This is a genomic window from Corynebacterium sp. NML98-0116, from assembly GCF_001767255.1.
Classification (GTDB): Bacteria; Actinomycetota; Actinomycetes; order Mycobacteriales; family Mycobacteriaceae; genus Corynebacterium; species Corynebacterium pseudogenitalium.
Genome location: NZ_CP017639.1, coordinates 252,130 through 264,205, shown reverse-complemented (window position 1 = coordinate 264,205; position 12,076 = coordinate 252,130). Strand labels below are relative to the sequence as shown.

The window sequence follows — 12,076 nt, the reverse complement described above, 5'->3', positions numbered from 1 at the left end:
CAGCGAAGTAGCGAGCAGTCTCAAAAACAGCTAAATCCCAGCTCAACAGGGGTTTAGTGGCTCATGCGGCTTTTATCATTTTCGACGTCTAAGCCTCCACTAACACCCCTTTTGCAGGGGTGTTTACGTTTGCCGTTTTTGAGGTGGGCGGAGACGCGAGTGGCAAAAGACGCAACCCGGAAAAATTTGGTCGCCATAACCGCAGACCGTAAAAGGGCTAGACGTCAAGAGGTGCGTCTTTTGTCACTGAAGCGAAAGGGAAGAAGCCAAGAACAGAGACCCTACCCGCAGCGGACGATGGGCTGCGGGTCGTAGACCGTGGTGGTGGTTTCGCGGCTGAGTTCGTTGCCGGCGAGGTCGGTGATCACGCGGGTGTCGGAGGTGGTGAAGCCGGGGGCGCCGCCGGACGGGGCGCAGTCGGGGCCGGTGACGGTGCGTGGCTGGGGCTGGGTGTAGGCCCAGCGCCCGCCGTTGATGGACTGCACGTTGACGGTTTTCACGCCCAAGAGGCTGACGGTGATGTTGCCGCCGCCGTAGTTGGTGACAATTTTGACGGGGTGGTTGCTGTCGTTGCGGAAGGCGAGGTCGATGGCGCCTTCGTAGACGGTGGCTTCGCGCCCGGCTGGGTAGCGGGAGATGTAGTAGGAGTGTGGGGTGGAGGCGACGTCGGTCATGCCGGCGAAGTAGGCGGCGTTGTAGAGGGTGGTGGCGAACTGGGAGATGCCGCCGCCGACGGCGGTGCCGCCGCGGCCGTTGATGATGATGCCGGATTCGACGTAGCCCTGGGCGGTGCCGCGGGGGCCGGTGTAGCCGTTGAGGGAGAACGTTTCGCCCGGGTTGACGATGGCGCCGTTGACGGTGTTGGCCACGATGCGGATGTTTTCCCCGGAGGCGCCGGAAAAGCCGCCGGTGGTGAAGGAGCCGACGGTGTCGTTGAAGGTTGCTTGTTCGGCGTCGGCGGTGGTGAAGTTGGCGGGGACGTCTTTGTAGGTGGCGTCCCAGGTGCGGTCGGCGTTGTGGAGGAGGCGGTCGTCGAAACGTTTGAAGGTGGCGTCCCAGTCGACGTTGATGCCGTCGACGGAGGGCTCGATGCCGCCGCTGGTAAGCACGCGGGCGTTCTTGGCCTCTACCTCGGACTCGGCGAGCTGTTCGCCGAGGATGGCGCCGGCTGCTTTGTAGTCGACGACGGGTTTCAGCCCCTCATCGAAGTGGAGGATTTCGCCGATGCGTTCCTTGGGGATCACTGCTGTGACGTCTTCGCGGCCGTTGACGGTGAGTGGCCCGGAGAGGGCGCGGTGGACCGGGCCGTCCATCGCTTCTTTCAGGGCAGATGCGCCGATGCGCGGCGCTATTGGTTTTGGCTCAACGGTGACGCCGTCGGGGTTGAGCCAGTGGGTGGTCAGCTGGGTGCGCAGTGCATCGGCGGGGGCGTCTTGGCCGTCTTCGGGAGTGCGTTCGCGGGCGGTGCCACCCTCGAGGGTGATGGCGGCGTTGACGGGGTCGCGGTGCAGTTCTTTCTGCAGGCGGGTGATTTCTGGGGCGAGTTTCGCGTCGTCGACGCTGGGGACGACGGCCACTTCGTGCTCGCGGATCAGGCCGCTGAGGCGCTCAATCGGGCTTGCGGACTGCAGCCCGGCCGCCTCCACCGTCGCCGAGTAGTCGATGCCGAGCCCGGCGCGCTGCGGCACCACCTCGGCGCGCTCTGGCCCGGAGGTGACGGTGATGGGGTGTGAGGGGGCGTCGCCAAGTTGGGCTTTGAGCTCGGCTTCTGCCTCCTGCGGGGTAAGTCCACCGATGGCGACGCCGCCGACGGTGGTGCCGCGCGGCACGTGGCCGCGGTTGAGCGCCAGGTCGGCGAGGTAGATGGCCAGCAGCACCGCGAGCACGCCCACGGAGAAGCCGATGAAGATCTTTGTTGCCCTATTCACCCGCCCCAGGGTAATAGAGTTTGGGCTATAACCCAACGTCAATGAGTTGTTGTTGGACGCGGGTGGCGGCCTCGTTGATGCGGGATTCGGGGATTTCTCCCTTTTCGACGCCCGCTACGACGCCATCGATGATGCCTGCGATGTCGTGGCCGGAGGACCAGAGGGCTTGGTCGGCACCTGCGCTGATGGCGAGGCGGACCGCCTCGGGCGTGGGGGCGTATTCGAGGATGCCGCGCATGCCGGAGAGGTCGTCGGTGACGGCCACGCCCTCGAAGGGGACGCCGCCGGGGTAGTCGCCTTCGCGCAGGATGCGGTAGGCCTCCGGGTTGAGGCTGCTGGGCACGCCCTCGGCGCCGAGGCCGGGCACGATCATGTGGCCGACCATGACGCTGGCGCGCGGGAAGCGCTGCAGGAGCTCGCCGTAGGGGGCCAAGTCGAAAGCGTGCAGGTCCCCGATGGGTGGCGTGGTGGCGAGCTTCTTGTGGGTGTCGCCGGAGGCGCGGCCGTGCCCTGGGAAGTGTTTGAAGGTGGGGGTGACGCCGGCGTCGATAAGACCTTGGGAGAAGAGGGCGGCGATGCGGGCAACTTCGGTGGGGTCGCGGTGGAAGGCGCGGTCCCCGATGATGGGCAGGTCGGCGGCGTCGATGTCGACGACGGGGGCGTAGTCCACGTTGATGCCGTGGGCGCGAAGTGAGCGGCCGATGTCGTAGCCGGTGCCCTGGACCACCGCGGGTGTCCCGGCGGCGAGGCGGCCCGGCGCGGGAAAATCACCGAGGACGTCGGTGTGGCGCTGGACGCGGCCGCCCTCAAAGTCGATGGCGACGGTGAACCCGCGCGGGTACTGCTCGCGCAGCGCATTGATGTCGCGGCCGGGGTCGTCGAGAAGTTTGGGGTCGGCCCAGCTGGGGATGATAAGCCCGCCAACACCCTGGTCCAGGGCCGCGCGGGCCTGGTCGTAGTTCTTCACTCCGACGACCATCAGCGATGCGACGCGCGCCCGCAGGTCCTCCGGAACGCGCTGCTGAGCGGGCGTTTTGGGGACGATCTCGGTGATCGGCACCGTGTCGGTGGGCAGGAGTGGGATGTGTTCGTGGAGCGGAGCGGGCGTCGTCACGGGTTGTGGGGCTGGCTCGGGCGCGCACCCGGCGAGCACGACGACGAGCCCCGCCGTCGCCGCGGCGGACCCCCATACACGTCTGGTACGCTTTTGCACATGTCAAACCGTACTACCTTGCCTTCCGTTGTGGCTAGCGCCGTCGTCGGTGTTGTGCTCGGCGTGGTGGGCGTGATTGGGGTAGCGGCGTTCTCCGGGCAGAATTCCGTGCCGGTGTCCAACGCCGTCCCGGCAGACGAGGCCGTGCTTGGCGGCCCGGAATATGGCGCGCGCTAGACTCCGCAGCTGTATTCCCCACCTGGTCGCGTGGGTCATCATCGCGCTGATTGTGTGGGCGCAGGCGCCCGGGCAGATCGCCGCAGACACCAAGTTCGACCTCACCACCAACCCGGCCGGGTTCCTCGCGCAGGCCATGCACGCCTACACGGACCGCTTCACGCTCGGGCAGCTGCAGAACCAGGCGTACGGCTACCTTTTCCCCCAGGGCGCGTTCTTCCTGCTGCCGCTGCCCGCCTGGGTGCTGCAGCGCTGCTGGTGGACGCTACTGGTCGGGTTGGCGTTCTCCGGGACGTACGCGCTGGCCAGACGGCTGGGGATGCGCGGGGTGGCGGGCCCGGCGGTGGCCGGGGCGCTCTACGCGTTCAGCCCGCGCATCCTGACCACGCTGACCGCCATCTCTTCGGAGGCGTGGCCTGTGGCATTGGTGCCGTGGACGCTGCTGCCGCTGCTCGGGGAGCAGCGCCGGGGGCCGCGGCTCGCCGCTGCGCTGCTGCCGGTGGCGTGCATGGGCGCGGTCAACGCGACGGCCACCATCGCAGCCTGCCTACCCGCCCTGCTCGTGCTGTGCGCGCAGCGCCAGTGGCGGGCCGCCGCACTGTGGCCGGTGGAGGCGGTACTGGTCAACGCGTGGTGGCTCGGCCCGCTCGTGGTGCTCGGCCGCTACTCCCCGCCGTTCACCGACTTTATTGAGTCCGCCTCAGTGACCACCGCGTGGCTCAACCCGATCGAGGTCCTGCGCGGCACCACCAGCTGGACCCCCTTCGTCGACGCCGAGCGCGCCGCCGGGCACCTTCTGGTCACCGAGCCGGTGTTCGTGCTGATCACGGCTGGTGTTGCGGCGCTCGGCATCGCGGGGCTGGCCCGGCGCGACATGCCCGCCCGCGGCCCGCTCGTCGCGGTCTTCGCGGTGGGCGTCGGCATGCTGTGTTTCGCGCACGCCCACCCCTCACTTTTCGACGCCCCCCTCGCCGCCTTCCGCAACCTGCACAAGTTCGACCCACTGGTCCGCCTCCCGCTGGTATTGGGGGCCGGGTGGGTGGTGTCCCGGGCGCGCACCCCACAGCTGGTCGGCGCCGTCACGCTGGTGGCGGTCGCGGTGTCCCCGGCGTGGTCGCTACGCCTGTTGCCGCAGGGCACCTGGCAGGAACCATCCGCAGATTGGGTCGCGGCGGCCCGCTGGCTCGACGAACACGCCGCCGCCACCCGCACGCTCGTCGTCCCCGCCGCGCCCTTCGCCCGCCAGACCTGGGGCTGGACGCGCGACGAACCAATCCAGGCACTCAGCCAGGCGCGCTTCGCCGTGCGCGACGCCATCCCCCTCGTCGACCCGGAGGCGATCCGGGGCCTCGACGGCCAGGTGCGCGCCGTGGACTCGGAGGCGCTGCGCGCCATCGGGGTGGGCGTCGTCGTGGTCCGGCACGATTTGGAGGAGGCGGTGGCGTCGACAAGCGTGCCTAATCTTGGCGAGCCGACCGTGCGCTTCGGGGACGTCGATATCTATGCGCTGGAGCCCACGCGCGACATGATGCTGACCAGCGCCACCCCCGTCCGCGTCGACGCCGGCGGCGAGGCCCTGCCCCTGTTGTGGCGCGAGTTCGGCTACTTCCCCGCCACCCTGACCAGCGGCGATGCGGACATCGTGACCGATACCCCGGCGCTGGCGGTGCGCAACTACGGCGCCGTGCAGCGCGCGCAGTCCGCGCACCTGGCCACCGCTTCGGAGGGCAAAGACGTGCGCAACCGGGTGCCAGACTACCCGTCTGCGGGCACACCCGTCGGCGTAGCCATGGCAGGCAGCGCTTCAGCTTCTTCCTCCGCCGCCGACGCCACCGCCTTCGGCGGCGCCCGCGCCTCCCGGTCACTGACCGCCGCATTCGACGGCCTCGACGACACCGCCTGGTGGCCCGCCGCCCAAGACCCCCACCCGTGGCTACGCTTCACCCCCAACGCCGACACCGCCACCATCACCGCCACCGCCAACACAAAAGTGCAGGTCACGGACGCTTCCGGCGAGCGCACGCTCAGCCTCGTCGCCGACCAACCCCGCACCATCAGCGTACGCGGCGAAACCACCCTCACGCTCACCGAACCCGTCGGCATCACCGAAATCGACGCCGGCATCCACCGCATCGTCGACGTCCCCGGCACAGCCGACACCTACTTCTTCCAACGCCTCATGCCCGAAACCACCACACTGCAGCGCGCCTTCACCACCGCCGAAGACGCCGAATGGCACCTCTCCTCCCCCGCCCTTATCGACGGCTCCTCCGCCACCAACACCGTCTTCCTTCCCGCCGGGCGCCACGAATTGGTCACGGACGCCGAAACGATCACGCTGCGGCGCGGGCCTGCGCCTGCTGTTTCTTGGGAGCCGGTTATTGGTGGCGCAGTTGTGCCCGCCGACCAGGACCGCCTGCTCATCACCACCCGCGCGTTCAACCCAGGGCTCCAAGCCAGCCTCGACGGCGAACCCCTCACCGCCCAACGCATCGACGCCGGCCAGCTCGCCTTCCGCATCCCCGCAGGCCACGGTGGCACCCTCACGTTCTCCTTCGCAGGCGAGCGCCCCTACCGCCTCAGCCTATTCGGCGGGGCGGCGCTCAGCCTGGTCACCGCGCTGGTGTTGCTGTGGTTCGCGTGTCGACGCCGGTTTGTTGGCACTCCGGCCCGCCCCATCCCCGGCAGGATGGTGGCAGCGTTGCCGCTGGCAGCCGCGCTGTGCATCAACCCGGTACTCGGGATCGTCAGCGCCATCGGAGTCTGGGCGGTGCGCCGCTTTACCCTCCTGGCCAGACGCTACATTGCCGCCGGCGCCATCACCGTGATGGGACTGTGGCTGGCACGCGCGCCCTGGCCTTCCGCCGGGTACGCCGGCGACGCCGCCCTCATGCTCGTGGCCGGGTGCGTCGCGGTGGCCTGCCTCGCCTGGCCGGACTAGATTTTGGTTGCCCGGCCGCCTGCTGAAAAAGTTCCCGCGCTCGGGAATTTTGGGTTTTCAGCCGGTTCCGGTCGACCGACGTGACGTTTCCCCAGGTCGCGTCGTCTGTCTACGAAGAAAGTTCCCACGACCGCTGCTTCTTCGCACCAGATTCCGGGTTTCCCGCGAGTGCGTTTGCAAACCCCCAGGTCGCGCAAACCTCATGCAGGAATTTGGTGCGCACCCGGCCGCCCCTCGCCTCGCACACTTTTAACACCTCGCCCGGAACGAATTCGAGTGACAGCGCGCCATCTCCTCAGCGCAGTGTCGGGGACATCCCGCTGCTTCTACTTCCCAAGGCGACAAAGTCACTCCATATACAAGCGCTCTGCGATGTGCGGCAGCAATCACTAGAATGATCGCAGTCGGTGCTCACAGCAGAGCTGACAAAAATTGCAGGAATCAAAGACCAGTGCTTTGAGTAGATAGCACGCCCGAGATATTGCGAAAGGTGTCGTTATGTCTGAGAAACTGACGATCATTGGATCATATTTGGCTCTATTCGCGGCGGTACTGGGGCTTCTTTCCGGCCAGTTTCTGCTTGCGACGGTAGTCGCGGCGATTGGCGTGTGGGGGTTGCGGTCGCATAATCGGCGCTCAGCACTCGATGATGTTATTGCTTCTGATCTGCCAATCCCTTCGGCAGCAGAGTTAAAGAGCTATCGGGAGAAGAATCCAGATCTCTCTTTTTCTGAAGCAATCGTTGCTTGGCAGAAGGGTGAATCAGCCTGAATTCTTCGGGTTGCAGGCGATAGCTTTACCGCGTCTTCAGTCCATCACGCCCCAACGATGCTGAAAGCGTGGGATTACAAGCGTGCGATGGGCCCACCGCGGACTAGGCAGGCTAGATGACGATAGCGGAGTACGAGGGGTGAATCTGAGATTTATTGGGCTCCACCCCGTAAATTGGCCCGTTCCCATTAGGGCACGGGCCAAAGAAACGTCGGAAAACTCTCACACAACAGGCGGGTGATCTACCAGTTCTGGAGCAAGCGAGCCCCAAGTGGCGACTGCAACGTCACCTTCATGGAGGCCGTGGAACCGATCAGGATGCACTTATCAGGCGATCCTGGAATATTCCCTTCGTACACTCTAACTTTTACTGATGTCGCGGTCTCCGATGTCTCCGCGCGGTATCCGTAGCAAGTTTCGGTTCCGGCGGGGAAGAACACTCGAATTTCTGTCGGACTAATTACTTGATAGCCTGCCCATTTGACTTGACGCTCATTTTTGAGATCGTTGCGCGCCTCTCGGTCGAAAGGTTTTTGTCGAGTTTTGTGGACGATCCCCATTGCACTGCTGAGTTCGTCGCCGACAGGTGTGGCTGAGACTATTCCTATGGTACTTCCCACTATCGCAAACACAGTTAAAATAACGCCGACCAAATGTACAGTTTGCGCATTCAAACCTGCGTTTATGCCGAATTTAGATAGTATGCCAGACATTCTCACTCCTTACTTCACTGGCCGACTCGCCGTTGAATCAAACATGTCCCAAATCTTGGAGGTTATGATCGGCGAACCGAGATACGACGCACCGTTTTCAGGACCAAACGAACTCACGGAGCGGATATGCCCCAGAGTTCCGTTGAAGTCTTCTAGCCATGCGCCACCGGATGCACCACCGCCAAAGTTGCACCCATATGACATGTAGAAATTGAAGGACGACCAATTTTCGTTTTTCACCGGTACCGTACACCGAAACATAGCGGAACCCAGGAAACGTTTGCGGGGATATCCAATTATGTCAGCTTTGAACGAACCTGCATTTCCGGAGCGCAGTCCATGGCCTCCAACCGCATCGACGAGACGTTTCCCTCTTTCTGAGTTGACAGTGACAAACCCGAAGTCAGAAGCAAACCCACGAGGTGTAGCTCCATAGTTGGCCCAGTCAGTAGTTGTGGTCATAAAATTGGCCTTGAATCTCCCATGGGGTGCAACACCGATCGTATATTCTGGAACGAATACCCAGTTTTTATGAAACTCACCTCCGCTCCCGCTATGAACGCAGTGACCGGCAGTAATTACGGTACTTTTGTTGTCTGAGTTTACGGCAGATGCGGAGCAGACGTGATCTTCATATTGGCCATTGACTTTCTTTGAGAAAAATACTTTTCCATTCGCAGCACCGGAATTGCCGATTCGAGAGTGCGCCTCACTGGCCGTTTGAGATGAGGAGAACGGTTCAATAGGTTCTGATGCTTCTTGTTCACGTTCTGGCACTTCAGGGGAAACGACAACCTCTTTGCTGTTTGACGTTGCTCGGTCCGCCGCAAATGGCAAGTCGAGGGTTGCATCAACAGGAGTGGCTCTCGACATGCGATCCAGTGTCCAATACTCATCCAGTGTCATCTCCGAGGAAACTGATCTAGTCGACTGATCATTCGGGTTAATTACTCCGACCGTGGTTTCAGCTTCTTCTCCGATGAATGATTCCTGAGCATGGACTGCCACTGGCGCCACAGCCATGGCCAGACAAGCCGATGATGCCAGGACTGTAGCCCGGTTGAAGATCTTTCTGATATGGGAGTTGAGATACATGACAGCTCCTTGAGGTAGGGATGAAGGCTGCGTTCGTATGAGATAAACACATTGGTGTCGATATTATCACGCATGTTACTCTTTTTCAATACTGTGATATGCAACACAATCTGTCTCTGGGGCTGGCATCGAAGTTACATATGCACCCCACCTACGCTGACTCTTGTTGAATGCCTACCCAGAACAGTTCCATACCAAAACGGATCAACCCCCTACCACCCCCTACGCAGGGCAGATGACGGGCGCGCCGGAGACTGGGTCGTACAGGACCCGGGCTTCGATGCCGTAGACCTCTTCGAGGAGTTCGGGGGTGAGTACGTCGAGGGGTTCGCCGTGCGTGACCACGCGGCCGGCTTTCATGACGAGGAGTTCGTCGCAGTAGCGGGCGGCGAGGTTGAGGTCGTGGATTGCGACGACGGCTTGGCGTTCGGTGTCGGCGACGATGTTGCGGATGATGGTGAGCAGGCTGACTTGGTGGTGGAGGTCGAGGGCGGAGGTGGGCTCGTCGAGAAGGAGGAGTTGGGGTTCGCGTACCAGCATCTGGGCGACGCCGACGAGTTGGCGCTGGCCGCCGGACATGTGGCAGACCATTCGGTCGGAGATGTGGAGGATGCCGAGGCGGTCCATCATCGCGGCGGTGGCTTCGAGTGGGTTGGTGACGGCGCCTCCGGCTTTTGCGGCGACGACGATGGATTCGAACGCGGTCAGCGACGCGCTGGTCAGCAGGTCTTGGGGGACGTAGCCGACGTCGTGGGGCCCACAGGAGGTGGTGACGGTGCCGGACGTGGGGGCTTTGAGGCCGGCGATGGTTTTGACCAGGGTGGACTTACCGGCGGCGTTGGGGCCGAGGAGGCCGGTGACGGCGCCGGGGGTGCCCAGGCGAAAGGTCATGTCGTGGAGGATAGGGGTGCGTCCGTAGGCAACGTTGAGGTCTGTGGCGACGATCATGGTTAACGGCCTGCCTTGCGGTAGCGGGAGAAGATGAGGAAGACGAAGAATGGGACGCCGACGATGGCGGTGATGATGCCGATCGGGATCACCAGGCCGGGTTTGACGGTGATGGAGACGGCGTGCGCTGCGGTGAGCAGCAGGGCGCCGGCCGCGGCGGAGGCGGGCAGGTAGAACTTCTGGTCCTCCCCGACCAACATGCGGGCGATGTGGGGGCCCACCAGTCCGATGAAGCCGATGACGCCTGCGAAGGCCACGGAGGCTGCTGCCAGCAGGGATGCCACGATCAGGGTGGTGACGCGCAGGCGGGAGACGTTGATGCCGAGGGAGGCGGCGCGGGCGTCGCCAAGTCGGAGGGCGGTGAGCCGCCAGGCGTTGAACACCACGAACGGGACTGCGGCGGCGAGGAGGGCGCCGATGATACCGTCGGCGAGCCAGGTGGCGCGCTGCATGGAGCCGAGCGTCCAGAAGACGATCTGTTGCAGCGCCTCAAGCGTCGCGCCGTACTGCATGAGCGACAGGAGCGCCTGGAAGAAGAAGGACAGGGCGATGCCCAGCAGGATCATGGTTTCGGCGGCGGCCCCGCGCCACACTGCTGCGGCGGCGACGACGGCCACCGCCACCAGCGCGGCCAGGGCGGCGGCGAGCGCCAGGTTGAACTGGGGGTGCGCGATCAGGTTGATGCCCAGCACGATCGACATCGCGGCGCCGAACGCGGCCGCCGCCGAGATGCCCAGCGTGAACGGCTCCGCGAGCGGGTTGTCCAGGATGGTTTGCATCATCCCGCCCGCAAGTCCCAGGGACGCGCCGATGAGCAGCGCCATCACCGAGGCCGGCAGGCGCAGGTCCCACAGGACCACGGAGGCTTGCTCGGGTGCGGTGTTGGGGTGGAGGAGGGCGTCGAGAAGCTGGGAGGCGCTGAGGTTGATCGGGCCGACCACCGTGGCAACGACGAAGCTGACGAACGCGACGAGCAGCAGCGCGCTAATCGCGATGAGTTTGCGTCGTCCTCGCTGGTGGTAGGCGCGGATCGCCTGATCTTGCTGGTTCATGGTTCCCCTACTGCTGTGCCTGGGCGAAGAACGCGCCGGAGTAGTCGAATGGCAGCCAGTCGGCGTGGAACTGTTCGAAGTCCTTTGCCGGGTCCATGTCAGCGAAGGCCTCCGGGTGCAGCCACTTCGCGAACGCCTCAAGTGCGAACACGTTGTACGGGTTGTCGTAGAACTGGTGGTAGACGGCAAAGTACTTGCCCTGCTTCGGCGCCTGCAGCAGGTCGAGACCCGGGGTGCCCAGCGGGTTGTTCAGGGTTTCGGCGGCGCGCTGCGGGCTGGACTGGTAGCCGAGCTCGACGTGGCTGAAGGTGTCCGGCTGGTCGGGCTTGCGTGCCCACTCGCCGCCGGTGACGATGAGGTTTTCGGGCTGCAGCTCGATCATCTTCTCAGCGCTGAACTGCTTAGAGTCGGCGGTGATGAGCTGTTCGCCCAGGTTGTTGCCGCCCGCGGCGGTGAGCAGCTGGCCGAGGTTCGCCTTGCCGGGGGTACTGCAGCAGTCAACGAAGCCCGCGGCGGACCAGATCAGGCCGTCTTTCTCTCCGTCCTTTGCGACGGCCTCTTCGACCCTTCCCTTGATCTCTTCGACCTTCGATTCGTAGAACTCGCCGTACTCCTTGGCGCGCTCCGATTTACCCATCAGGTCGCCGAGCAGCTGCACGGAGCTGACGGTGTGCTCGAGTGGGGACTGGCGGAAGTCGGTGAAGACGTACTTCATGCCGGTCTGGTCCATCTTTTCCAGGAGGCCGGATTCCTCGGCGACTTTCTTCTGGTCGAGCGTCATCACGACGACGTCCGGCTCCTGCGCCATGAGGGTCTCCAGGGAGACGTCGCCCTTGCCGATGTTGCCGATCTCCTGCGCCTTCATGGCGCCCTCGCTGATTTCGAAGACCTTGTCCTTGAACGCCGGGGCGGCCTTGGTCAGGTCGTTGCCGTAGGCCACGACGTGGTCGAAGGGGTCCCCGCCGAGCAGCGCGGTGGCGAAGACGCCGCGGCCCTCGCCGAGGACGATGCGCTCCGGCGCGTGGTCGAAGGTGACTTCGCGGCCGGTGACGTCGGTGACGGTCAGCACCTTGTCCGCCTGGGTCGGCTCGGCGGATGGGGTGGTGTCGGCGCTGTCGCCCGAGCACGCGGCGAGTGAGGCGGCCGCGCACAGTGCGACGGCGCCGGTCATTGCTTTACGCAGGATGTTCACAGTGGTTTCCTTGCCGTAGTAACATTTGTTCCAATAGTGCGGAACA

At 64.3% G+C, this 12,076-nt stretch carries 10 protein-coding genes; 3 read left to right on the top strand and 7 right to left on the bottom strand.

Annotated features, from left to right (window positions below; all coding sequences use genetic code 11):
• Positions 1 to 281 precede the first annotated feature (281 nt).
• Together BJP05_RS01095 and BJP05_RS01090 are read right to left on the bottom strand one after the other, a co-directional pair.
• Positions 282 to 1,928 carry a VanW family protein gene (locus tag BJP05_RS01095; protein WP_240492778.1) on the bottom strand — a complete coding sequence of 549 codons (1,647 nt, stop codon included), beginning with the start codon at positions 1,926 to 1,928 and terminating at the stop codon, positions 282 to 284.
• 25 nt (positions 1,929 to 1,953) lie between these two features.
• Positions 1,954 to 3,141: a glycoside hydrolase family 3 N-terminal domain-containing protein gene (locus tag BJP05_RS01090; protein WP_070361798.1), complete on the bottom strand. Its 1,188-nt coding sequence runs from the start codon at positions 3,139 to 3,141 to the stop codon at positions 1,954 to 1,956.
• On the opposite strand from BJP05_RS01090, the gene BJP05_RS10870 reads away from it, so the two are divergent.
• From BJP05_RS10870 to BJP05_RS01080, 3 genes are all read left to right on the top strand, one after another.
• Entirely contained in the window at positions 3,142 to 3,318 is a 177-nt protein-coding gene (locus BJP05_RS10870; RefSeq protein ID WP_071565697.1) for a DUF2613 family protein, read from the top strand. It begins immediately after the preceding gene.
• Positions 3,305 to 6,259, top strand: a complete 2,955-nt coding sequence (locus BJP05_RS01085) for an alpha-(1->3)-arabinofuranosyltransferase family protein (protein WP_070361797.1) — start codon at positions 3,305 to 3,307, stop codon at positions 6,257 to 6,259. Before BJP05_RS10870 ends, BJP05_RS01085 begins: the two co-directional genes overlap by 14 nt.
• A 498-nt stretch (positions 6,260 to 6,757) precedes the next feature.
• On the top strand, positions 6,758 to 7,030 hold the full coding sequence (locus tag BJP05_RS01080) for a hypothetical protein (RefSeq protein WP_070361796.1): 273 nt from the start codon (positions 6,758 to 6,760) through the stop codon (positions 7,028 to 7,030).
• Positions 7,031 to 7,272: 242 nt separating this feature from the next.
• Here the strand turns inward: BJP05_RS01080 and BJP05_RS11080 are convergent, their stop codons facing one another.
• From BJP05_RS11080 to BJP05_RS01065, 5 genes are all read right to left on the bottom strand, one after another.
• Entirely contained in the window at positions 7,273 to 7,743 is a 471-nt protein-coding gene (locus BJP05_RS11080) for a hypothetical protein (protein WP_083433200.1), read from the bottom strand.
• 9 nt (positions 7,744 to 7,752) lie between these two features.
• On the bottom strand, positions 7,753 to 8,838 hold the full coding sequence (locus tag BJP05_RS11075) for a serine protease (protein WP_143000809.1): 1,086 nt from the start codon (positions 8,836 to 8,838) through the stop codon (positions 7,753 to 7,755).
• Between the two features lie 222 nt (positions 8,839 to 9,060).
• Positions 9,061 to 9,786: an ABC transporter ATP-binding protein gene (locus BJP05_RS01075; RefSeq protein ID WP_070361795.1), complete on the bottom strand. Its 726-nt coding sequence runs from the start codon at positions 9,784 to 9,786 to the stop codon at positions 9,061 to 9,063.
• A gap of 2 nt (positions 9,787 to 9,788) precedes the next feature.
• Complete coding sequence (locus BJP05_RS01070; protein ID WP_070361794.1) at positions 9,789 to 10,838, bottom strand: iron ABC transporter permease; 1,050 nt, start codon at positions 10,836 to 10,838, stop codon at positions 9,789 to 9,791.
• A 7-nt stretch (positions 10,839 to 10,845) separates the two neighbouring features.
• Positions 10,846 to 12,030, bottom strand: a complete 1,185-nt coding sequence (locus BJP05_RS01065; RefSeq protein ID WP_070361793.1) for an ABC transporter substrate-binding protein — start codon at positions 12,028 to 12,030, stop codon at positions 10,846 to 10,848.
• Between the last annotated feature and the right edge of the window lie 46 nt (positions 12,031 to 12,076).

Bases quoted from the DNA above. Each gene is read 5' to 3' on its own strand.
- BJP05_RS10870 (WP_071565697.1), top strand. From the start codon at position 3,142: ATGTCAAACCGTACTACCTTGCCTTCCGTTGTGGCTAGCGCCGTCGTC.
- BJP05_RS01085 (WP_070361797.1), top strand. From the start codon at position 3,305: ATGGCGCGCGCTAGACTCCGCAGCTGTATTCCCCACCTGGTCGCGTGG.
- BJP05_RS01080 (WP_070361796.1), top strand. From the start codon at position 6,758: ATGTCTGAGAAACTGACGATCATTGGATCATATTTGGCTCTATTCGCG.
- BJP05_RS11080 (WP_083433200.1), bottom strand. From the start codon at position 7,743: ATGTCTGGCATACTATCTAAATTCGGCATAAACGCAGGTTTGAATGCG.
- BJP05_RS11075 (WP_143000809.1), bottom strand. From the start codon at position 8,838: ATGTATCTCAACTCCCATATCAGAAAGATCTTCAACCGGGCTACAGTC.
- BJP05_RS01075 (WP_070361795.1), bottom strand. From the start codon at position 9,786: ATGATCGTCGCCACAGACCTCAACGTTGCCTACGGACGCACCCCTATC.
- BJP05_RS01070 (WP_070361794.1), bottom strand. From the start codon at position 10,838: ATGAACCAGCAAGATCAGGCGATCCGCGCCTACCACCAGCGAGGACGA.